The sequence below is a fragment of the Photorhabdus asymbiotica genome (assembly GCF_003634575.1).
Classification (GTDB): Bacteria; Pseudomonadota; Gammaproteobacteria; order Enterobacterales; family Enterobacteriaceae; genus Photorhabdus; species Photorhabdus asymbiotica.
Window position 1 is genome coordinate 558,519 of the sequence record NZ_RBLJ01000004.1, and the last position, 24,294, is coordinate 582,812.

Annotated in this window: 14 protein-coding genes and 1 pseudogene; 7 read left to right on the forward strand and 8 right to left on the reverse strand. The window is 40.6% G+C overall.

What is annotated here, in order from left to right; all coding sequences use genetic code 11:
* Positions 1-50 precede the first annotated feature (50 nt).
* The 3 genes from BDD30_RS18325 to BDD30_RS18335 are packed head-to-tail and all read right to left on the reverse strand — an operon-like array spanning position 51 to position 2,524.
* The gene (locus tag BDD30_RS18325; RefSeq protein ID WP_071823719.1) at positions 51-209 is read right to left on the reverse strand and encodes a DUF2474 domain-containing protein; all 159 of its coding nucleotides are present in this window, start codon (positions 207-209) and stop codon (positions 51-53) included.
* Positions 190-1,197: a cytochrome d ubiquinol oxidase subunit II gene (cydB, locus tag BDD30_RS18330; protein WP_015834683.1), complete on the reverse strand. Its 1,008-nt coding sequence runs from the start codon at positions 1,195-1,197 to the stop codon at positions 190-192. The genes BDD30_RS18325 and cydB overlap by 20 nt, the downstream gene beginning before the upstream one ends.
* Entirely contained in the window at positions 1,187-2,524 is a 1,338-nt protein-coding gene (locus BDD30_RS18335; RefSeq protein ID WP_015834682.1) for a cytochrome ubiquinol oxidase subunit I, read from the reverse strand. The genes cydB and BDD30_RS18335 overlap by 11 nt, the downstream gene beginning before the upstream one ends.
* Before the next feature lie 131 nt (positions 2,525-2,655).
* Between BDD30_RS18335 and BDD30_RS18340 the strand changes: the two genes are divergently transcribed.
* Positions 2,656-4,083, forward strand: a complete 1,428-nt coding sequence (locus BDD30_RS18340; RefSeq protein ID WP_041381958.1) for an aminotransferase-like domain-containing protein — start codon at positions 2,656-2,658, stop codon at positions 4,081-4,083.
* Positions 4,084-4,249: 166 nt separating this feature from the next.
* Positions 4,250-4,375, forward strand: a pseudogene (locus BDD30_RS24355) (AbrB/MazE/SpoVT family DNA-binding domain-containing protein); the annotation flags it as partial.
* Positions 4,376-4,582: 207 nt separating this feature from the next.
* On the opposite strand, the gene BDD30_RS18350 reads toward BDD30_RS24355, so the two are convergent.
* The 5 genes from BDD30_RS18350 to pth all read right to left on the reverse strand — a co-directional run bounded on the left by BDD30_RS18350 (position 4,583) and on the right by pth (position 9,358).
* Positions 4,583-5,425, reverse strand: a complete 843-nt coding sequence (locus BDD30_RS18350; RefSeq protein WP_015834680.1) for a hypothetical protein — start codon at positions 5,423-5,425, stop codon at positions 4,583-4,585.
* Positions 5,426-5,907: 482 nt separating this feature from the next.
* The gene (locus BDD30_RS18355; protein ID WP_015834679.1) at positions 5,908-6,714 is read right to left on the reverse strand and encodes a hypothetical protein; all 807 of its coding nucleotides are present in this window, start codon (positions 6,712-6,714) and stop codon (positions 5,908-5,910) included.
* A gap of 409 nt (positions 6,715-7,123) precedes the next feature.
* A complete protein-coding gene (locus BDD30_RS18360) occupies positions 7,124-7,384 on the reverse strand; it encodes a type II toxin-antitoxin system ParD family antitoxin (RefSeq protein WP_041381955.1) in 261 nt (86 codons plus the stop codon).
* 155 nt (positions 7,385-7,539) lie between these two features.
* On the reverse strand, positions 7,540-8,631 hold the full coding sequence (gene ychF, locus BDD30_RS18365; RefSeq protein WP_015834677.1) for a redox-regulated ATPase YchF: 1,092 nt from the start codon (positions 8,629-8,631) through the stop codon (positions 7,540-7,542).
* A gap of 136 nt (positions 8,632-8,767) precedes the next feature.
* Positions 8,768-9,358, reverse strand: a complete 591-nt coding sequence (pth, locus tag BDD30_RS18370) for an aminoacyl-tRNA hydrolase (protein ID WP_015834676.1) — start codon at positions 9,356-9,358, stop codon at positions 8,768-8,770.
* A gap of 577 nt (positions 9,359-9,935) precedes the next feature.
* Here pth and BDD30_RS18375 point away from each other — a divergent pair.
* From BDD30_RS18375 to BDD30_RS18400, 5 genes are all read left to right on the forward strand, one after another.
* Positions 9,936-10,973 (forward strand): phage tail fiber protein, encoded by a 1,038-nt coding sequence (locus BDD30_RS18375; protein ID WP_015834675.1) that lies wholly within the window; start codon positions 9,936-9,938, stop codon positions 10,971-10,973.
* Positions 10,974-11,462: 489 nt separating this feature from the next.
* The gene (locus BDD30_RS24360; protein WP_015834674.1) at positions 11,463-13,664 is read left to right on the forward strand and encodes a phage tail protein; all 2,202 of its coding nucleotides are present in this window, start codon (positions 11,463-11,465) and stop codon (positions 13,662-13,664) included.
* A 266-nt stretch (positions 13,665-13,930) separates the two neighbouring features.
* Positions 13,931-19,801 carry an inverse autotransporter beta domain-containing protein gene (locus tag BDD30_RS18390; RefSeq protein ID WP_249039940.1) on the forward strand — a complete coding sequence of 1,957 codons (5,871 nt, stop codon included), beginning with the start codon at positions 13,931-13,933 and terminating at the stop codon, positions 19,799-19,801.
* A 113-nt stretch (positions 19,802-19,914) separates the two neighbouring features.
* Positions 19,915-21,423, forward strand: coding sequence for a hypothetical protein (locus tag BDD30_RS18395; RefSeq protein ID WP_015834672.1), 1,509 nt, complete (start codon positions 19,915-19,917; stop codon positions 21,421-21,423).
* A 937-nt stretch (positions 21,424-22,360) separates the two neighbouring features.
* Positions 22,361-23,866, forward strand: a complete 1,506-nt coding sequence (locus tag BDD30_RS18400; RefSeq protein ID WP_041381953.1) for a hypothetical protein — start codon at positions 22,361-22,363, stop codon at positions 23,864-23,866.
* Positions 23,867-24,294 lie beyond the last annotated feature (428 nt).

The following is a 24,294-nucleotide window of genomic DNA, read 5'->3' on the forward strand; positions in this document are numbered from 1 at the left end:
CTGCAATACTGATGAAAACTTTAGCTCAATTTATTAAATAGTGTTAACAATTACTTTAATTTCATGCCTGCTGCTGTCATCAGAAGGCGAAATAAACTGGATACAGCAAAAAGAGCCATCACACTACATAACCAGATCATCACCATCCAGCCTATCCGTTTCCATACAGAAGGGCGCCGGGTATTGTGATTAGTGGTAGCCTTGTTCATGGTTAACTTTCCCCCGGAAAACATAATAGCTCCAATAGGTATAAGCCAGGATCACTGGAATGATAAGCAGGGCACCGACCAGCATAAAACCTAAACTCTGTTGTGGCGCTGCTGCGGTTTCGTAGCTGATTGCTGGTGGGATCAAGTTAGGCCAGATACTGATACCTAATCCACTGTAGCCAAGGAAAATCAGCAATAGTGCTAACAAAAACGGTGTGTAGTGTGCTCTGCGTCTGACTGAATGCAATAATTTCCAACCGGACCAGACAACTAACAGCGGCACAGGAAGGAAGAACAACAAATTAGGTAAGCTAAACCAGCGTTCGGCAATTGCTGGATGAGTTAATGGTGTCCATAAACTGATAATAGCGATAACACCCAGCATCAGAAAAATGAGCGGGCGGGCGACATGGTACATCTCCTGTTGTAGGTGGCCTTCAGTTTTCATAATCAGCCAGCCACAGCCTAACAGCGCGTAGGCAATGAGCAGCCCAAAACCGCAGAACAGTGGAAAGGGTGAGAACCAGTCAAAAGGTCCTCCCGTATAAGTACGGTTTTCAACGGGGAACCCCTGTATAAAGGCACCCACGACCACCCCCTGAACGAATGTGGCAATAACCGAGCCACTGATAAAGGCTTTGTCCCAGATATGGCGGTGTTCAGGGGATGATTTGAAACGAAACTCAAAAGCGACACCGCGGAATATCAGGCCGAATAACATTAATGTCAGAGGAATCGCCAGTGCATCAAGGATAACGGCATAAGCCAGAGGAAAAGCACCGAATAAACCCGCTCCTCCAAGTACCAGCCAGGTTTCGTTACCGTCCCAGACGGGGGCAACGCTGTTCATCATTAAATCGCGGTCGCTGCTATTTTTCACCGTGGGATAGAGCAGTCCAATGCCAAGATCAAAACCATCCATCACAATGTACATCATGGTACTGAACACAATGATGATGAACCAAATTAACGGCAGATCAATACCCATTTTCTAACTCCTCTTTGGGTCCTTTACGGATAAGTTTCATCATATAGGCGTAACCCACACCAAATACTGAACTGTAAACCACGATAAAAAGCAGCAGACTGATGCTCATATGCATTTCACCGTGTGCAGATACGGCATCTTTAGTGCGTAATAGACCGTAAACTACCCACGGCTGGCGGCCTATTTCGGTGGTAAACCAACCAGCAAGAATGGCTATCAGGCCAGAAGGTGCCATCAAAAACATAAAACGCAGGAAGGCTCTTGATTGATAAAGCCGCTTTTTATAGCGCAACCATAGCCCCCAGCAGCCGGCAATGATCATCAACATACCAAGGCCGACCATCACCCGGAATGACCAGAAAACCATCAGAGTATTTGGTCGGTCTTCTGGAGGAAACTCCTTAAGGGCAGGAACCTGCTTATCGATGCTATGAGTCAAAATCAGGCTGGCGAGATAAGGAATTTCCACGGCATAACGGGTTTCTTCCCGGTCCATGTCAGGAATGCCAAATAGAATTAACGGAGTTGCTTCACCGGGGCGATTTTCCCAATGGCCTTCCATTGCTGCGACTTTGACAGGTTGATGTTTGAGGGTATTAAGACCGTGAGCATCACCAATCAAAGCCTGTAAAGGAGCAATAATCAGGATCATCCACATCGACATGGAAAGCATTTTTTTCATTGCTGTCGAGTCATTGCCTTTCAATAAATGCCATGCCGCTGAAGCTGCAATAAAGAATGCTGAGGCGAGGAAAGCCGCAGTACACATATGAGCCAGACGGTATGGAAAGGAGGGATTAAATATTATTGCCAACCAGTCGACGGGAACGACCTGATTATTGATAATTTCATGGCCTTGTGGTGTTTGCATCCAACTATTGGATGCCAGTATCCAAAAGGTGGATATCAGCGTACCGAGAGCTACCATGCAGGTGGCAAAGAAATGCAATCTTTCACCTACACGATTCCAGCCAAATAACATAACGCCGAGAAAACCTGCTTCAAGAAAGAACGCTGTCAGTACTTCGTAAGTCAGTAATGGTCCGGTAATCGAACCAGCAAAGTCGGAGAAAAAACTCCAGTTGGTACCAAACTGATAGGCCATAACCAGACCGGAAACCACGCCCATACCGAAGTTAACGGCAAAAATTTTCGACCAAAAATGATATAGCAGTTTGTAATCGGTATTACGTGTTTTCAGCCATAACCCTTCCAATACGGCTAAAAAACTTGCCAGCCCGATAGTAATTGCCGGAAAGATAATGTGAAAAGAAACGGTAAACGCAAACTGAATTCTGGCCAGTTCCAGGGCACTTAAACCAAACATAGTGACCTCTTATTTTTAGTTTGAATAAAGGCAGGAAATGTGTGCGGACAAGTAAAACATGAAAAAAATAACTATAATAGGAACAGTTTTCTATATATTAACTATAACAGTTTGCGAGGAGGTGTGAATTGATGAAGCGTTATGAACAATTTGCCCGGCAAATTCTTCAACATATTGAAGACGGTACCTGGCTGGTGGGAGATAGATTACCTTCACTGAGAGAGTCAGTGAAGTTATCAGGTTTGAGTTTAATGACCGTTGTTCAATCTTATCAATTACTAGAGAGTCAGGGATGGATCATCTCTCGTCCTCAATCGGGTTATTACGTCGCTAAACGTTTGCAACCCTTTGCGGCGGCAAAAGGGGGAAAGCGATTACATTTAAGTGAAAGCGTGGAAATAAGCGCTTCTATTTTTGATGTATTACAGGCGTGTAAAGATCCTGCGATTATTCCCTTTGGTTCAGCATTTCCAGACCCATCCTTATTGATTCAGCCTAAACTTTCCAAAGCGTTAGCGGCAGTTGCGAGGCGAATAGCACCGCATAGCTCTTTGGCAAATTTACCGCCGGGTAATGATAAATTGCGCCGTAATATCTCGCGCCGCTATGCAATGCATGGCATACATGTTTCGCCTGAAGAAATTGTGATTACCGCGGGAGCGATGGAATCACTGAGTTTCAGTTTGCAGTCGGTTACGGAGCCGGGCGATTGGGTGGTGATTGAGTCGCCGGCTTTCTACGGTGCTTTACAGGCAATTGAACGTCTGCGCCTGAAAGCGGTCGCAATCAAAACTGATCCACAAAATGGGATTGATTTGGATGCATTGGAAGAGATGGTGCAGAAATATCCAATAAAAGCCTGTTGGCTAATGACCCATTTCCAGAATCCGCTGGGGGGAACAATGTCTGCCGAAAATAAATTACGGTTGGTGGATATCCTTAACAATAATCAGGTCGCACTCATTGAAGATGATGTCTATGGTGAACTCTATTTTGATCAGCAACGACCTGTACCGGCAAAAGCGCTGGACAGTAAAAATAACTTTATGCACTGCTCCTCATTTTCTAAATGCCTGGCACCGGGATTTCGAGTGGGCTGGGTTGCAGCAGGAAAACATGCTAAGAAAATCCAGCAGTTACAGATGATGAGTACCGTTTCTGCCAGCATGCCGACGCAATTAGCAATTGCTGATTATCTTGCGGAAGGGGGATATGACAACCACTTACGCCGCCTTCGTCGCACATTGGAACAACGCCAGCATTTAATGTTACGAGCGATTGGTGACTATCTGCCCGCGTCAGTAAAAGTGAATTGTCCAAAAGGCGGTTATTTTCTTTGGTTAGAATTTGAGCCTCTGTTCAGTGCACAGCGACTTTACCAGCTAGCATTGGCAGAAGGGATCAGCATTGCACCTGGCAGCATGTTTTGTACCAGCGAACAATTTAACCATGCCTTTCGTCTGAATGCCTCTTTTGATTGGGATGATAAAATGGAACGTGCTATGCAGATTTTAGGTAAATTTTGTCATATGTTACTGTCTGAACGCGGAAAAATATAATGATGGGGATTGTGAGAAATTCCTCTCTATTAATTGATTGGCGATATTATAGGTAAGAGCAAATACATCTGGAGGGTTTAAATAAGAAAAATCAGGTATATCTGATTGACATGTCTTTTTTAGTGCTCATGATGGATGAAGCGGGTTGATATAATTGCTGTAGGCAGGCCGTACTCGCATAATCACTCCGATTGATGAGTCTTGGGATAGTTGGTTTGATGGTCCTGGTGTTACGGACGATTTTATGGCAGAACGCGAGCAACCGTCAGTACAAGAGCGTGAGGGGTTCTGATGCTGAAATACATAGCAGGGCACGCCAGAAGCCAAGGATTGATTATTGTAACCAATAATGTGTGAGAATTTGAACGGGTTGCTGGTCTTCGCGTTGAGAACTGGATCAACTGAAAAGTAATGACATTGATTTATTGCTGGTTCAATGAAACTTATGGTGTCCACTTCACGCTTTTGCAGACACCATTCTTAGGATTATTTCACCGTATTATTCTATACAAAGCGCCCTGACATTACTGCCTGGTTTTCTCCGAGTGGTCATACTGTTAATCCAATCTTCTAATGATACCTTCTGCGCTTTTTCGAATGCAGGTCTTACATTTACCCATGATTCGTATCTCAGATTATATTCTGCTTGTGGCAATTGGTAATGAGATTTGAATTCGATTATGCCTTTATCATCTGGGGAAGCGGAGATTGAAAACTCAGACCAATACAAGAAGACTGACACACCACCTCTTGGTGAGGTAGCAAGCACACTTTGTACGAAATTGGATTGAGCTTGCCTTTTACCTGCATAGGATAATGCCGCGATAGCCAGTTGTCTCAGTGGGATTTTCATCTGCTCTTTTTCCTGATGAGATAATCCTAAGAAGCTTTCCAGGAAAGAGTTGATCAAAACCTCTGCATCATGGCTTTTTTGCACAACATTTTGTGTGCTTGTTGATAGCAAAGAAAGGAATGGAACGCCAGATAATTCTGCGGTAAATGAGAAGAAATTCTTTTTATTACCTTTGCCTTGAGGATCTAAAGGATTATAGCCTGAGACTGCACGAGCCATATTAATAACGGTTTGTAAGCCTTCGGTAATGCTTAGCGGAGAGCTAGAGGATGAGGAAGAATCTCTTGCAAGTTGTATATAACTTCCTGTAGCAGCCCCATTCGCAGGACTCTGTACATCGGAATAATCTCCAGCATCAGAATAACCCATAAGAATATTGTCTGAACGTTCCCAATCTTTAAGAAGCCTTGTTCCTCCGTTCTCAATATGTTCTATCCACTCTTTCGCTTTTTTAACTGCATAATCAGGATTATTTAAGATATTTTCCATGATTTTTATCCTTAATAGATTTATTAAGCCAGATATTGAATGTTATGGTATTGTTGTAAATAGGGAGTAGGGTTAATCCCTATTTCTAACAATTCGATTGCTTAGTAGTTATGTATTTAATATTATTGGGTTTATTTTTTGTCTTGATAATTTCCTCCGAAAAAATAATTTTATTTTTAAACTTGTATTAATAGATTTTAAATTGCTAACAAATAAACTTTCATATGGATCAATTATATTCATAATTGAGAGTTTTTCACTATTAAATATTAAGTATGGATAGGTTGTAATTTAACTTGTTCTTCACTTGTAAATGGTTATCCCTGTGACGTTTTCATATGGGTATACAAATACCGATTATGAAATATTATCCACATTAAATTTATATTTTAGGATAATTTATTGTTTCCATATTTAAGTAATATATGAGTATCAATCTCATTGATATAGATCAATTAATCTGTTTGTCGTGATATTTTATTTCATGTTTTTACCTTAGTTGTCATATAGTTAATCAGGCATTCTATAGTTGTTTTATTTTCTTTACTAAATATTGGCCTTACAGTTTCCCATGATGCCTGACTGAGATTATATTCTGCTTGTGAGAGCGTATAATCAGATGTGAATTTAATAGTACCTTTATTATTTACTTCCTTTATTGTCAGTACAGAGGAATACAATAAGAGTGATACGCCAGTTGGTGATTTACTAAGTACATATTGTACAAAATTAGATTGTTTTTCTTTTGCATCGGCATAGGATAGAGCGGCACGAATCAGCTCTTTTAGATAGAGCTTGATTGTAATTTTCTCTTTAGGAGATAACCCTCGAAAGGCTTCAACAAAAGAATCAATCAGGACATCGGTATCATGACTTTGTTGAGTAATAATACTTGTGTCTGACCATAGTAAAGAGAGAAATGGAACTTTTGCTATTTCATCTGTAAACGCAATAAACTTTTCAGCATTGCCATTACCTTCCGGGTCCAAAGGGTCATAACCTGAAGCCACTCGGCATAGATTAATAATAGTTTGCAGACCTTCAGTGATGCTGACGGGGTATTTACATGGTGTGGCAGATTTCTTGGTAAATACGGCATATTCATCGGTTACTGCTATATTGGCTGGACTCTGCACATCGGAAAGATTCTCAGTTTTCAAAAAATGAGTAAAAACATTATCTGAATGTTCCCCTGTTTTAAGATATCCTCCGCCTTTGTGTTTAATGTATTCTATCCATTCTTGCGCCTTTTTAAGTTTATGGTTAGAGTTGGTTAATATATTTTTCATAATTATTTTCCTCATGGATTTATTAGATAAACTATTAATTTTTTTACCCAATATAAATTAAGGACTATAATTTATTTTATATCAATAATATATGGCTCTATTTTATGAGGTAAATATATTTTTTTAAAACTAATGATGCTTGGAACAATGGGTACGAATTATATATAATATTTTAATAGTAGTGTAAAAATGTAGTATGTAAAGTCTATGTCGTAAAAATTGTTTTTTGTAATTATTTTTTGAATAATTCAATATTATATTATTCTGGAATGTATTTATTATCTTCTAATAATGAATATATTATCAATTAATTGTTGGTTGATACGTTTTTTCCAGGCAAAATTCTTGATAACTGTATTCAAAAATAGCCTATAAGTCCTGTTCAGCTTTAGGCTTTAGAAAAAATGTTTTACTGGACATTGTGTGTTTTATTTTTCATACGTGTAAGGAAGATATTGAGATCCCACGCTACAACGTCGCCACTGTTATCACCTTCATCAATTAGCTGCCGAAGCGCTTCCAGTTTGGACTCAGCTTGCTTTTCCTGTAACAACCGTAATCCTTCCCGAACGACTTCATTATTAGTTTTGTAATAACCTGATTTGACCAAGCTTTCTACAAAACCACGTAATTTTTCGCCGGTATCCACTGTCATTGTACGCGATACCATAATGCACCTCATTCAGATAATTAATATTCTATAGTATAAGATATATTCTTACACTTCGGAATTATCTCTTATGAAAACAAAAATCCACGTAACTACGTGGATTTTAATGGTTTTATATCGTCTCTATGAAACTACCCTGAGACAACAGAAATGATTTAGACATTAAACAAGAAATTCATTACATCGCCATCTTTAACAATATAGTCTTTACCTTCTGAACGCATTTTGCCGGCTTCTTTTGCACCTTGCTCGCCTTTGTAAGTAATAAAATCGTCAAAAGCGATGGTTTGGGCGCGAATAAAGCCTTTTTCGAAATCCGTATGGATCTTACCGGCAGCTTGCGGGGCAGTTGCGCCAACGGGAATGGTCCATGCCCGGACTTCTTTCACGCCGGCAGTGAAGTAAGTTTGCAGATTCAATAACTGATAACCAGCGCGGATAACGCGATTTAAACCAGGTTCTTCCAGACCAAGCTCAGCCATAAATTCTTCGCGTTCATCATCTTCCAGCTCTGCGATATCAGCTTCTACCGCAGCACAAACCGGTACAACCACGGAACCTTCTTGTGCCGCAATCGTACGAACAGCATCCAGATATGGGTTGTTTTCGAAACCATCTTCGTTGACGTTAGCGATGTACATCGTGGGTTTTAAGGTTAGGAAGCTTAGGTAGCGAATAGCTGCTTTCTCTTCGGTACTGAGATCCAATGCCCGCAACATACCCGCTTGTTCCAGATGAGGCAGACATTTTTCCAGCACTTCCAATTCTGCTTTGGCGTCTTTATCACCACCTTTAGCTTTTTTCTGGACGCGATGAATGGCTCGCTCACAGGTATCTAGATCGGAAAGTGCTAATTCGGTATTGATAATCTCAATATCAGCGGCAGGGTCAACCTGACCAGAAACGTGAATAATATTGTCGTTAACAAAACAGCGCACAACATGGCCGATAGCTTCTGTTTCGCGAATGTTGGTCAAGAACTGGTTGCCCAGACCTTCACCTTTTGATGCACCTTTCACCAAACCTGCAATATCCACAAATTCCATTGTGGTTGGTAAGATTCGCTGAGGTTTTACAATTTCAGCCAGTTGTTCAAGCCGTGGATCTGGCATAGGTACTACACCGGTATTTGGCTCGATGGTGCAGAACGGGAAGTTTGCTGCTTCGATACCTGCTTTGGTCAGCGCATTGAATAATGTTGATTTCCCGACGTTAGGCAGGCCAACGATACCGCATTTGAATCCCATAAATTTTCACCTTAAATTGCTTATAAATCAAAAGGCTGTGCTAGCCTTTGTGATGAATCAGAAAAAAATTGGCGCCATTATACACGGAATGGCGAGCTATCACGATCTCGCAAACAGGATTTATCTGTTCTGTGCCTCAGGCACTGGCTTTGAAACCATGTAACCGATTGATTGCCTTATCCATATCTTGCTTTATCAGGATGTCAGTGCAGCGCAGTGCTTCATCAATCGCATCATCAATCAGCTTTTTTTCATTGGTTGGGGGGGTTCCCAGTACAAAACCAACAACTTTATTTTTATCACCAGGATGACCGATACCAATCCGTAAGCGATAAAAATTAGGGTTATTGCCAAATTTATTTTGAATATCTTTCAAACCATTATGGCCGCCATGACTTCCGCCCAACTTCATTTTTGCCACTCCGGGCGGTAAATCCAGTTCATCATGTGCCACCAGAATTTCATCCGGTTGGATACGGTAAAAAGAGGCAAGGGCCGCGACAGATTTACCACTGAGGTTCATAAATGTTGTAGGGACCAGCAAACGAACGTCATGACCATATATATTGATCCGGGCGGTGTAACCGAAAAATTTACTCTCTTCTTTCAATGACTGATTGTGGCTCTGTGCTAGCAGGTCAACATACCAAGCTCCGGCATTGTGTCTGGTTTGAGCATATTCAGCACCGGGATTAGCCAGACCGACGATTAATTTTATGTTACTCACTATTTCTCTTCACTTTTGGCAGTAAAACAAAAAGAAGGGTAGTTTACCTGCCGGGTGCGACGAGTACAAAGTTCAGTTTGGCGGTTCTTTCCTTTAAGTGATTACTGGTAGTTATTGATCGATGAGGCATTTTTATTATGTAAAATTGTAAGAAATAATTTAATAAGTTTCGCAATTGTAATAAAGAGCGAAGCAACATTATTATGAATATTTTCGATATAAAATAAAAGAATAATAATAACTTATAGAGATTGGATGCAAATGGTTTTAATATTTTTGGAGTTCCAAATTATGGGGTTTTATTACTAGTCATCGTGCAAAAAAAGTTAATCACCTAAGTTATAAGAATATTTCATTGTTATTTTTATAAGCTAAACTCTAATTGCGGAAAATTATTTTATAATAATTCAATATACCCAATAAATTTCAAGTTGCAGCGTGGCGGCAAGTGAACGCATCCCCAAGAGCATAAATAACTATGTGACTGGGGTGAGAGAAAGCAGCCAACAAAGCAGCAGCTTGAAAGATGAAGGAGATATATTGTTAAAAATAGTGTTATTTAATCTAAGGAGAATATATGAGTCCTAAGAATGATTTTAAAGCTTTTTCTATTAGTAATAATGCCAATGTAGTCAGTCAAGAAAGATATGAAGAGAGTCAGAGTTTGAATACTGGGTTTCCACCAGATAATATTACTGTTCATGTGCTCAATAAGGTATTACGTCAGTCGTCGACAATAGCATCTGTTGTGGCTAATTTTATCGCGACATATTCCGGCAATGATGTTTTGGACGATGGAGATATAGTTAAACTCGCTACCCAATTAAATCGGGCATTAGAACAAAAAATTGCGACTGATGTAAAAAATCTCGATTTAGAATTTATTAGTACCAAGCCGGTTGTTGTCGGGAATAATACAGCGTCTACAATCGATAATTTTGATAATATTCCTCAAAATTCGACATATTTTGGATATCCAGCAGGACTAAACGGCCCGGGTGTATATGGTCCAGGTATTAGATTTTCAGGGGGATATGGGACTTTTAAGGGTTATGAGTTGATGATGCAAGCCACATACTTGCCGAAGAGCGAATTATACTATAGAGCGCGCAATGGTGACGGTAGCATTAATAAATGGAATCCGTGGTATAAAGTCTGGTCAACAAGTAACGCTAAATCGGATACTAATGGCAACCTTAAAGTTTCCAGCCCAGTTGTAGATATTCATCCAGATGGAACTTACGAGCTAACTCGTGAAGCGGAAGGGGTGACTGTCGAGAGGATAGAGACAGGGAAATACCGTATTAGCGGCTGCAATGGTTTTGCAAAAGATGGGGCATGGGGAATTCATGGCGGTACTATTGTCCCAGCAGATAGCAATGGATTAAATCTGATTTGGGTTTGTGAATCGGTAAACTCATCTAGCGGTGATATCACCATCGAATGCTATCACCGTCAAAATAAAGAGGCGCCGATATTTGCTCAAAATAAGCGAGTAAAGAGAATCAATGATGACGGAGAAGTGATTTATTATAATGACGGTGAACTATGTGATATCCCTGATGGACGCGTGATTAATGTTCGCGTGCAATTGCCGGAAAAGTTAAAAAAATAATGTCATCAGGACCAAATGAACTGCATCTCAAAAGTTGAATATTCAACTGATAAAGGTGTATTTCTTAATGAGCAAATACAACAATGAATTTAAGCGTGAGGTGAGCAATTATTACCTCACGATTCGGTTTGTCTGATCTTTGCTTTAGGTGATTACTGATGGTTATTGAACGATGAGTGATTTTCATGATGTGAAATTGTAAGAAAAAATTTAATAAGCTTTGCAATTATAATGGCCAGTTCGGAAATGGATGAAAAAGGATTATTTCCATATATTGCATGGGAATATCTCTGATACATGTCTGATTTCGAGGTGTTTGGTTTTCCATTGCGATCAATTATAAAAAATAGTGGGCAATTTAAGTTGCAACAATGCGCCATTATTCCTTTTCTAAGCTAGAATATAATTGTAATAAATTACAGAAAATTATTTTTACAATAACTCAATGTATTGATTATGAATTGATATTGTTTAATTTTAGGAGAATATATGAAACCGACGAATGATTTTAAAGCTTTTTCTATTGGTAATAATGCTAATGTAGTGAGTCAAGAGAGATATGAAATAGATCAAAGTTTGAAGACAGGGTTTCCTCCAAATAATATTACGGTACATCTACTCAATAAGGTATTACGTCAATCGTCAACAATAACATCTGTTGTAGCTAATTTTATCGCGACATATTCTGGCGATGATGTTCTGGATAATGGGGATATCGCTAAACTGGTTGTCCAATTAAATAGAGCGTTAGAACAAAAAATCGCAGTAGAAGTACCAAATGCCTCATTAACACAAAAAGGTGTTGTTCAACTCACAGATAAAATAGGCAATAGTAATACCCTGGCGGTCACTCAGAAGCTTGTTTCCGATGTAAATGATAACGCTAATAACCGATTAGCAAAAGATCAGAACGGCGCTGATATTCCTGATAAAAATGCCTTTGTGAAAAATATAGGTTTAACGGAAACGGTGGAGTTGGCAAAAAATGCGGTATCGAACAATGGGGGAAATTATCCAGGGTATTTTAGGTTTAAACAGGTTGAAACACTTCCCACCGAACGTAATGCGACAATGTTAGTTTCTGCGCAGGGCGCTAGACCAACAAGTGAAATAGTCTCGTATACGTTTTACAATTGGTATGATAATTATATTAAAACAGGTATTGTACGTGGCAGTAGTGTAGATACTTACGGATATACGATAGATATTAATGGCAGACGGGTTTTCTCTGTTTCTCCTGAAGGTTTGATTGAAGCTGAGTCAGCGAATATAAAGGGAAACGCTAAGTTTAAACAAGTCGAGACAATTCCAAATGAACGTAATGCGGTTGTATTAGCTTCTGAATCTGGTGGAAGACCGGCAGGTACAATGGTCTCGTTTGCGCTTTACAATTGGTATGACAATTACGTTAAAACAGGTATTGTGCGTGGCGGTAGCGTAGATACCTATGGATATTCTATAGATATTAATGGCAGACGGGTTTTCTCTGTTTCTCCTGAAGGTTTGATTGAAGCTGAGTCAGTGAATATAAAGGGAAACGCTAAGTTTAAACAAGTCGAGACAATTCCAAATGAACGTAATGCGGTTGTATTAGCTTCTGAATCTGGTGGAAGACCGGCAGGTACAATGGTCTCGTTTGCGCTTTACAATTGGTATGACAATTACGTTAAAACAGGTATTGTGCGTGGCGGTAGCGTAGATACCTATGGATATTCTATAGATATTAATGGCAGACGGGTATTTTCTGTTTCTCCTGCGGGTCAGATTGAAGCAGCGTCAGCGAATATAAAGGGGAACGCGGGGGTTTTTAATGTAACACATGATACGGGTAAGCATGCATATTTTCAGTTTTTTGAGGGGACGAAAAGAACGGCTTACGTTGGATTTCCTGGTGATGGTTCACAAGACTTTGATATTTGCAATGAAAAGAAATCTGGCAAATTAACAATCGGTGGAGAGTTGGCAGCATATATTAATAACAATCGGGTATTTTCTGTTTCTCCTGCGGGTCAGATTGAAGCTGCATCGGCAAATTTAAAGGGGGCTGGGGGTGTTTTTAATGTAACATATGACACGGGTAGACATGCATATTTTCAGTTTATTGAGGGAACAAAAAGAACGGCCTACGTTGGATTTCCAAATGATGGGTCACAGGATTTTGATATTTATAACGAAAAAATATCTGCCAAACTGACAGTTGGCGATAGATTGAAATATAACAATAATCCTATTGCCATTTTTAATGATAACTGCATTGCAGATACTAACGGCAATCTCAAAGTATCCAGCCCTGTAGTAAGTATTTATCCAGACGGAAATTACGAGCTAACTCGTGAAGCGGAAGGTATGACGGTCGAACGGATAGAGACAGGGAAATATCGCATTAGCGGCTGCAATGGTTTTGCAAAAGATGGGGCATGGGGAATTCATGGCGGTACTATTGTCCCGGCAGATAGCAATGGATTAAACCTGATTTGGGTTTGTGAATTGGTAGACCCATCTAGCGGCGATATCACCATCGAATGCTATCATCGTCAAAATAAAGATGCGCCGATATTTGCTCAAAATAAGCGAGTAAAGAGAATCAATGATGACGGGGAAGTCATTTATTACCATGATGGTGAACTATGCGATATTCCCGATGGAAGAGTGATTAATGTGCGAGTGCAACTACCGGAAAAATCACAATAATTGAGTGCGAATTTATAATCATACGTAAGCATAAAACCCGTTGAAATATTTGTACAACGGGTTTTTTTCTTATGTTTTGATGAAAAAATAGTGTAAATAATTAATGTTGCTCTGGGAAATAATTTGTGTTGTGGAGATTTTTGCTAAGTGATTACTAATGGTTATCGGTTGATAATTTATTTTCATTATACAAAGTTATAGCAAGTCATTTAATGTGCCCATTAGCTATAACTGAATATAATGGTAACAACTTTATGGTATTACTGATGAGCATCTATCGTATTTTTCGTAATGTAATAAGTTATAAGGTAAGTAAGAGTGTGCTAATAGCCTGTTTTTTATTTACAGTGCTTATGCCACTAATACTAAATAGTTATCCAGCTTTATCTGAATCAGTAAAGCCTTTGGTTAATGTTGAAAATTGTCAGAATCATCCAGAAGCAGTTATCAAGCATGATATTGATAGAAAAAAACAGACAACCGAACCGGTTAACAAGAAATTACATGAAAACATTACTCATAAAGAGAAAAAGCGATCAGAGCAGAGTCGGTGTGGTTATTTTTTATCAAAGAGAAGTGCAATAGAAAAAAACGGTAGCAGTGAAAAACCAAAAATACCTCAGTTATACGAAAATAGTCATAAGGATGAGAATCATAAAGAAGATAGTCAAAATACTCCTCCTCTAATTTTATCTCGTGGCCCTGAATTCCTTGGATTGTTAAATAAAGATCCGAAAAAATTAGCGCAGGATTATATTGTCAATAAATTAAATAGTCAGATAACCAGTAACACTCAGAAATGGTTATCACAGTTTGGTACCGCTAAAATTAATTTAAATGTTGATCATCGTGGACGCCTGGATGAAAGTTCTGTGGACTTACTCGTTCCTTTCTATGATGATAAAGATCATTGGCTTATTTATAGCCAATATGGATATCGTCATAAAGATAGCCGTGATACGGTGAACCTAGGTATTGGGACCCGTTTATTCATAAATGACTGGATGTATGGGGCGAACACTTTTTATGATAATGACTTAACAGGTAATAACAGCCGATTTAGCTTAGGTGGTGAACTGTGGACCAATTATCTAAAAATGTCTGCTAATGCATATTTTCGTTTGAGTGACTGGCATAACTCCCGTGATTTAACCAATTATTATGAACGCCCTGCAAATGGTTATGACCTTATTGCCGACATGTATTTACCGGCAATGCCGTCACTCGGCGCTAAAATAAAATATGAACAATATTTTGGTGATAATGTTGCGCTATTCGGAACGAACAATAGACAAAAAGATCCATATGCAGCGACTATTGGGGTAAATTATACGCCAATTCCACTGATCACAGCAGGAGTTGACTATAAATTAGGGAAAGAGGGAAAAAGTGATGGCATATTTTCATTGAATATGAATTACCGATTTGGTGTTCCGTTATCAGAACAGCTTTCACCAGAAAATGTTGGTTCACTACGAAGCTTGGCAGGAAGTCGTTACGACTTAGTAGAAAGAAATAATAATATTATTTTGAATTATCTGAAAAAGCAGAAACATTTTAGATTATTAGTCCCTGTAATAGAAATAATTGGTTACGGTGGTGAAATTAAACCAATACAAATTCAATCAGATACGCCACTCAAAAATATTATTTGGGATATGCCTGAATTATTCCAGAAGAATGGCGGAATTATAAAAAATACCAATGGTTATACGATTCAGTTACCGGAATATCAGCCGGATGGAAAAAATGATTATACTATAACAGGTACAAGCAAAGATGATCAGCAGAGGGTGCAAATACAAACTCATGTATTGCAACGTAATATTTCTTTGAGTGTTAATACAACAGATCCTTTAATTGCTGATGGAGAAGCGAAATATATCTACACAGCTACTCTGCTTGGCGCTGATAAAAAGACACCGATAGAAAATGCTAAATTGGTTTGGGATACGAATCAAAAAGATCCTGGATTGAAATTAAAACCTGATTCAGAGGCAACAGATAAAAATGGACAACAAACCGCAACATTAACAAGTACAACACCATTATCTGGTATACAAGTCAGTGTCAGTATTAATGGCGAACGCGTTACTACGGATAAAAAGGTCAGTTTTACTGAGCCTGGCACCAGCTATCATGTCACCAGCGTGACGGTGGATAAAGCGGGGCCGCTCTATAATGACGGCACAGATACTTATACCTTCACGGCGACGGTGAAGGATGGGCATGGCAATCTGGTGGTGGATAAACCGATCGAGATTGACTGGCAGACAGACCCCGCGATGGCCGGGCTAAAACTGACGAAACAACCCAGTGCGGTGAGTAACGCGCAGGGACAGGTGACGGCGACGTTAACCAGCACGGCGGCGGTGACGGATGTGCAGGTGTCGGCGAAAACGACCGGTCAGCAAACGGCGGTGAAAGCGGCGAGCAAAGTCAGCTTTGCGGAGCTCAGTGACAGCTATCATGTCACCGACGTGACGGTGGATAAAGAGGGCCCGCTCTATAATAACGGCACAGATACTTATACCTTCACAGCGACGGTGAAGGATGGGCATGGCAATCTGGTGGTGGATAAACCGATCGAGATTGACTGGCAGACAGACCCCGCGATGGCCGGGTTAAAACTGACGAAACAGCCCGGCGCGGTAAGTAACGCACAGGGACAGGTGACGGCGACGTTAACCAGCACGGTGAAGGTATCGGATGTGCAGGTGTCGGCGAAAACCGCCAGTCAGCCAACGGCGGTGAAGGCGGCGAGCAAAGTCAGCTTTGCGGAACTGAGCGACAGCTATTATGTCGCCAGTGTGACGGTGGATGTGGATAAAGACGAGAAGCACTACAACAACGGCACGGATACTTATACCTTCACGGCAACGGTGAAGGATGGGCATGGCAATCTGGTGGTGGATAAACCGATCGAGATTGACTGGCAGACAGACCCCGCGGTGGCCGGGTTAAAACTGACGAAACAGCCCGGCGCGGTAAGTAATGCGCAGGGACAGGTGACGGCGACGTTAACCAGCACGGCGGCGGTGACGGATGTGCAGGTGTCGGCGAAAACCGCCCGCCAGCCAACGGCGGTGAAGGCGGCGAGTAAAGTCAGCTTTGCGGAACTGAGCACCAGCTATTATGTCGCCAGTGTGACGGTGGATGTGGATAAAGACGAGAAGCACTACAACAACGGCACGGATACTTATACCTTCACGGCGACGGTGAAAGATGGGCATGGCAATCTGGTGGTGGATAAACCGATCGAGATTGACTGGCAGACAGACCCCGCGGTGGCCGGGTTAAAACTGACGAAACAGCCCGGCGCGGTAAGTAATGCGCAGGGACAGGTGACGGCGACGTTAACCAGCACGGCGGCGGTGACGGATGTGCAGGTGTCGGCGAAAACCGCCAGCCAGCCAACGGCGGTGAAGGCGGCGAGTAAAGTCAGCTTTGCGGAGCTGAGCACCAGCTATTATGTCGCCAGTGTGACGGTGGATGTGGATAAAGACGAGAAGCACTACAACAACGGCACGGATACTTATACCTTCACGGCGACGGTGAAAGATGGGCATGGCAATCTGGTGGTGGATAAACCGATCGAGATTGACTGGCAGACAGACCCCGCGGTGGCCGGGTTAAAACTGACGAAACAGCCCGGCGCGGTAAGTAATGCGCAGGGACAGGTGACGGCGACGTTAACCAGCACGGCGGCGGTGACGGATGTGCAGGTGTCGGCGAAAACCGCCAGTCAGCCAACGGCGGTGAAGGCGGCGAGTAAAGTCAGCTTTGCGGAGCTGAGCACCAGCTATTATGTCGCCAGCGTGGCGGTGGATGTGGATAAAGACGGGAAGCGCTACAACAACGGCACGGATACTTATACCTTCATGGCGACGGTGAAGGATGGGCACGGCAATCTGGTGGCGGATCAACCGATCGAGATTGACTGGCAGACAGACCCCGCGGTGGCTGGGCTAAAACTGACGAAACAGCCCAGCGCGGTGAGTAATGCGCAGGGACAGGTCACCGCGACGTTAACCAGCACGGCGGCGGTGACGGATGTGCAGGTGTCGGCGAAAACCGCCAGTCAGCCAACGGCGGTGAAGGCGGCGAGTAAAGTCAGCTTTGCGGAGCTGAGCACCAGCTATTATGTCGCCAGCGTGGCGGTGGATGTGGATAAAGACGGGAAGCGCTACAACAACGGCACGGATACTTATACCTTCACGGCGACGGTGAAAGATGGGCATGGCAATCTGGTGGTGGATAAACCGATCGAGATTGACTGGCAGACAGACCCCGCGGTGGCCGGGTTAAAACTGACGAAACAAAGCAATTCGGTGAGTAACGCACAAGGACAGGTGACGGCGACGTTAACCAGCACGGCGGCGGTGACGGATGTGCAGGTGTCGGCGAAAACGACCGGTCAGCCAACGGCGGTGAAGGCGGCGAGCAAAGTCAGCTTTGCGGAACTGAGCGACAGCTATTATGTCGCCAGCGTGGCGGTGGATGTGGATAAAGACGAGAAGCACTATAACAACGGCACGGATACTTATACCTTCACGGCGACGGTGAAGGATGGGCACGGCAATCTGGTGGCGGATCAACCGATCGAGATTGACTGGCAGACAGACCCCGCGGTGGCCGGGTTAAAACTGACGAAACAGCCCGGCGCGGTAAGTAATGCGCAGGGACAGGTGACGGCGACGTTAACCAGCACGGCGGCGGTGACGGATGTGCAGGTGTCGGCGAAAACCGCCAGTCAGCCAACGGCAGTGAAAGCGGGGAGTAAAGTCAGCTTTGCGGAGCTGAGCGACAGCTATCATGTCACCGACGTGACGGTGGATAAAGAGGGCCCGCTCTATAATAACGGCACCGATACTTATACCTTCACGGCGACGGTGAAGGATGGGCATGGCAATCTGGTGGTGGATCAACCGATCGAGATTGACTGGCAGACAGACCCCGCGGTTGACGGGCTAAAACTGACGAAACAGAGCAGTCCGGTGAGTGACGCCCAGGGTCAACTAACGGCGACCTTAAGTAGTACGGTGATGGTGACGGATGTGCAGGTGTCGGCTAAAACGGCTAACCAACAAACGCCGGTGAAGGTAGATAAAAACGTCAGTTTTGTCGGTCCTGATGAGCTTGCATCTCTTACTGTTAGTCCAGATCACGTAACAGAAGGAGAAGGCGAGGGGCATACTTACACCTTTACTGCCACGGTAAAAGATTTTTCCGGGCAGGCGAAAAGTGGTGTTACAGTGGCTTGGAGTGCAACAAATAGTGAGGGAGTTACCATTACTGACAAAAACCTGGTTACTCAGGTAGTGGGTGATGGTAAAACAGATGCTGATGGGAAAGCTCAGTACCAGATATATAGCAAAAGCGGCGGGTTTGTTGCTGTTATGGTAACGGCTAAAGTGAATGATTTATCTGTTGGTTCTAAGAATAAAACGGTGGAAATTAAGGCTAATGAGCAGGATGTTGCTAATTTCTTTATAGTACCTTATCGCGTTAGGAAGAACGATGATGAATCCATTCATTCAGCTCTTCCGGTACCCAAAAAATATGTACACTTTGGTTGGGAAAAGATGCGTTTTATACCTGAGTATCTACCTGGAAAAACAGACATGGTTGATTATGATGGTGTCATTGATTCAAATGATAAAAGTGTGATTGATGTGGATCAAGCTCGTGGTTTTTTTGAGGTTAAAAAAGTAGGAAGAGCTATATTAACTGCGACATTTACACATCCATTATCTGGGCGATATGTAAAATATGTTATTCCTGATGTGAAAATTGACCACTTTGTATTTGTTGATCCTAATCCGGCAGGGCCTGGAGTTGGTCAACCTGGGTCGTCGGATCTTAGTGACAAAAAGCAGCCTCTTCGCTCATGTAAAAGAGGGAATACTGTGCGTGAAGCTGCTATAGGCCGATCAATTGATTATATGGTTAACACATCGGAGGTAAATCTTATTGCAGCAGGTTTATTAGGTGATCCTGCTTATGGTTTATCGCATGATAGGATAACATTGGCTGGATTATTAGTAAATCAAGTAAATGATAATAGCTATATTCAGGCCCATGTGTTAGACCTGAAAAATAAATATAAAAGTGCTTATACGGTTTTATGCGAGTAGTAAGAAAAAGTAATAGATAATTAACCGAAGTAAAAGAAAAGATTGTACGGGAGGAAAAATAGATGGCTATTTCTCCTCAGATGTGTAACTTCAATTATAAGGTTTAATATAATATGGGAACTATTACAGCAGATATTCCTTCAAAGGCAATTGTTTTAGAAGAATGTCCAATTGTTATTACTGTTAATTATACCGGTGATGACACTAATAAGGTAACTGAATCTACTAACATAATTCACAATATACCGCAAAAGACTCTTTTTGATAGCCAAGTCAATATTTTAAGAGATATAGAGAAAAATACTTGTACTGCGAAATTTTTTGTTACTGCCGAGCTTGGTGCTGGTGATATCGATCTAACATTTTCAGTGGATGTAGAGAAAGAAAAAGCTGAATTGAATATAAAATTGATTACTATTAATAAAAATGGATATTCGCGTTTAGCGTTTGAACCTATAATTATTGGTGATTCATTGATAAAGGATTTATCTCCAGTAGCCGATGATGTTAAACCTTCACTGATAGATAATCCTTCTCTCACTGTTCATATATATGCTGAGAGTAAAAAGAATGATCCATTGCCCTATTTTCAGATTCCTCTGGTAACTAGCAAATTAGTGCGTATTTTTGTCTATAATGAGGATAAATTAACAGAAGAAATACTTCCTTTTACTCACCTGAAAGGCAGCTATAGGTACTATATTAATACGAATTCTAGGGGTTTTGTTGCCCTAAAAGTTTTTCCCAGAAAGATAGTACAGAATAACGGTTATGAAGTTGCAATGTTCACAGAGCTGACAGGTTTCACAAGGAACGCTTCATCAAGTATTCTTTTTATTACAGAAGACCTTGAACCAACACTTTCAGCACCAAATATCTTAGAACTTGATGGAGATAAATTAACACCTCCTCCAGGGAATACGAGTACAGCATTTAGTGTGATTGTTCCATCCTATAAAAATGCTAAACCAAAAGATAAAATCTTTTTAATGATTCGAGAAGGTGATAATGAAAAGCAAAGTGGAGCTGCCGTAATAAGTGAGATTAATCAGTTAAATCAGCCAGTTGCTTTAGTGCCGTATGCCAGTGTGCCGAATGTTGGCGATAATGAATTGTATTATTATGTGAGTGATACAATTGGAAATGTAGTCATGTCATCTTCTCGCTATTTTAATTTGATGGGTTCAGTTCCTAATGAGCCACCACAGATTGATCGAACATTAGCTGTAGCCAGAATTTTTACTCATCAAGCTCATTTAGAACTTGAGCTTCAAGGAAAAATTAATTACTTAATTATTCAAGGAGGAGGATTGGATGCTTATATTTCTGTAGGGTCGGAAATGGCAATCGATGTAGATGATATTATTAATGTAAGTATTTACATTAATGGTACTATGGCTGAGAAGTTATATTCAGTAATGGATACTATTGATCCTTATACAGTAACCAAGGAAGATGTGGAGGCTGGAGTGAGTATTATTCAGCTCGGTCAGGGGATTTTTTCATACGTGGACTCATATGCTGATGGTACACCGGGCACAGTATATATCACTTATCAGGTAGGGAATAAAAACTCCAAGGTTTGGTTTGGACTTATCGACACTGTTCCACCTGGTCAGTAAATTTAGTTAATTTAGCTAATTGAGTTTATTGGGATGCGCGTTAGCGCTTCCCATTCTGGTTATACTAATATTGTATTGGATGATACTGGAAAAAGGTATTTTTATGTTATGATAAGCGAATTATTGTTATTACAGTAATGCCTAAAATAAATAATTTATTTATGTGAGAAGTAGGAAGGAGGTAATAAATAGGTAATAAGCATCATCGTCGAAGGGCGTTATTTTGATAGAAGATTAGGTGTTTTTTACTTATTAGGGTTTAATTTTAATATAAGGTTTAGTATGTCGACATTTACAACATATATTGTTTCAGCGATAACGGTTTCGGAATAGTACCCAGTTGTCATTAGTGTGACTTATAGTGAAAACATAGCCATGCTATTTTCTCATTATTTTAACAGATTCAATCCTTAATGGGCCACCATAGGTTTCTCATACATTAGCTGTAGCTAGAATTTTTACTCACCAAGATCATTTAGAACTTGGACAGAGAGGGAAAATCAATTATTTAATTATTCTCTGAAATCAGTGTAGATAATATTATTAATGTAAGTGTTTACGTTAATGGCACTATGGGAGAGGAGTTAGATTAAGTAATTATTACTATTAATCTTCATGCATTAATCAAGGAAGATACGAAAATTGGAGTAAGTGTTATTCAGCTTAGTCAGTCGTTTTTTTCATATATGGACTCATATACTGATGGTTTCTGGCTTATTTTTTTTGAATGTGAGGAGGAAGCGCTGTATCGTATTTTACGATACCTTTTGGATAAAGAATATATTGCTATTACAGTAATGGCTAAAGTAAATAGTTTATTTATGTGAGAAGTAGGGAGGAGATAATAGGTAGTCAGCATCATTATAGGGAAACATTATTTTGATAGAAATTAGATGTTTGTTACTTGTTGGTGTTTAACTTTAATATGAGGTTTAATATGTCGACATTTATAGCAGATATAATTTCAGGAATAACGGTTTTAGAAGAGTGCCCGGTTGTTATCACGGTGACTTATTCAGGCGATGATACTCACAAAGTAACGGAATCGACTGACATAGTGTACGATAACCCGGAAAATACCAGTTTTGATACGCCCCCCCGTATTTCAAGAGATGTTGAGAGAAATACTTGTACTGCTAAATTTGTTGTTACTGCTAATTCTGGTGCCAGTGATTCCACTATAACATTTTCAATGGATAAGGTTACGGACCCCGATGCTAAATTGGAGATTGCGTTTCATTCTATTGATAAAAATGGTTTTTCATATGCAGCGTTCGAACCTATGGTTATTGGTGATTCTCTGATAAAAGATTTATCTCCGGCAGCAGATAATGAGGAGCCTTCTGAATTTAATGGTAGCCTCCTTATTAATATCTATGCGTTGAGTGAAAAAAATGAGCCGCTACCCTATTTTCAAATTCCCCTGGTAACGGATAAGTTAGTGCGTATTTTTGGGTATGATAGCGATCAACTTACGGAAGAAATATTTCCTTTTATTCAAGAGATCAATAATAATAAATACTATATTAATACAGATGATAAAGGTTTTGTTGCCTTAAAGATTTTTCCCAGTCAGGAGGAAACGGGGAACTATGTAGTTAATATGTTCACCGAATTGCAGGGTTTTTCAAGGAAATCTTCATCAAATATTCTGTTTATTACAGAAGACATTGCTCCAACGCTTGTGATGCCAGATATAGAAGAGCTGGACGGTGATAGATTAACGCCATCAACAGGATATAGCAGTACAGGTTTTCATGTGAGTATCCCGTTCTATGAAGGTGTTAGACCGAAAGATAGAATTTTTTTAATGATCAGAGAATATAATAATGAAACGCTAAGTGCATCTGCTGTAATTACTGATCTGAATCAGTTGGATAGTCCATTTATTTTAGTTCCATATGCTAGTGTTCCAAATATTGGCAATAATGAGTTATACTATTACGTAGCTGATGTAGTGGGAAACATAACTATGTCATCCTCCCTCTATTTTAATTTAGCGAGGTCAGTACCAAATGTACCACCAGAGATTGAGCGTATATTAGCGAGACCTATAATTTTTAATCATAGAACGCAGTTGGAATTTGTGTGGCCAGCTAAGATCAATCTTGATGGTATTTTAGGAGGGGGTGTGGATGCCCATATTGCTGTGGGTAAAAGCAGTGGAATAGAGGTAAATAATGTCATTAATGTACGTATTTACGTTAATGGTATTGTAAATGAGAATCCATCTTCGAAAATTTATTCTGTTGAACCTCATACGGTAACTGCCGATGAAGTGGCGGCAGGAGAAGCTATTATTCCGCTTGGTCAGGGGCCTTTTACTAATGTAGACTCATATCGTGATGGTACGCCAGGTTCAGTTTATATTACTTACAGCGTAGGTCAAAAGGAATCTAAGATTTGGTTTGGATGCCTTGATACTGTTCCACCTGGGAAATAAATTTAACTGATTGGGATTTTATTTATTTGCTGGAAAATGCGTAAGCATTTTCCATTTTTCAGAACATATTTCTTATTGGTGAACTGGCGATTTCTTTATTACATACTATAATGTTTTATTAATCGTTGTTATTTTATTTTCAACCAAGGAATCATGGAGCTGATGGTGACAGTATGAATAATGGTCAACATGGCGAAAAGTGATTTAACAATTACCGTAATTTTAACCCCATATATATTGTAACTATATGGAGTATATTTGGGTATAAAGCTTATGTTTCGAGTAGAGATTTATTGTTATTACATTAACGGCTAAAGTGAATAATTTATTTATGTGACAAACAGGAAGGAGGTAATAGAGAGTAAGCATCGTTGTATAAACTCATTATTTTGACAGAAAATTAAGTGTTTGTTACTGATTGGTGTTTA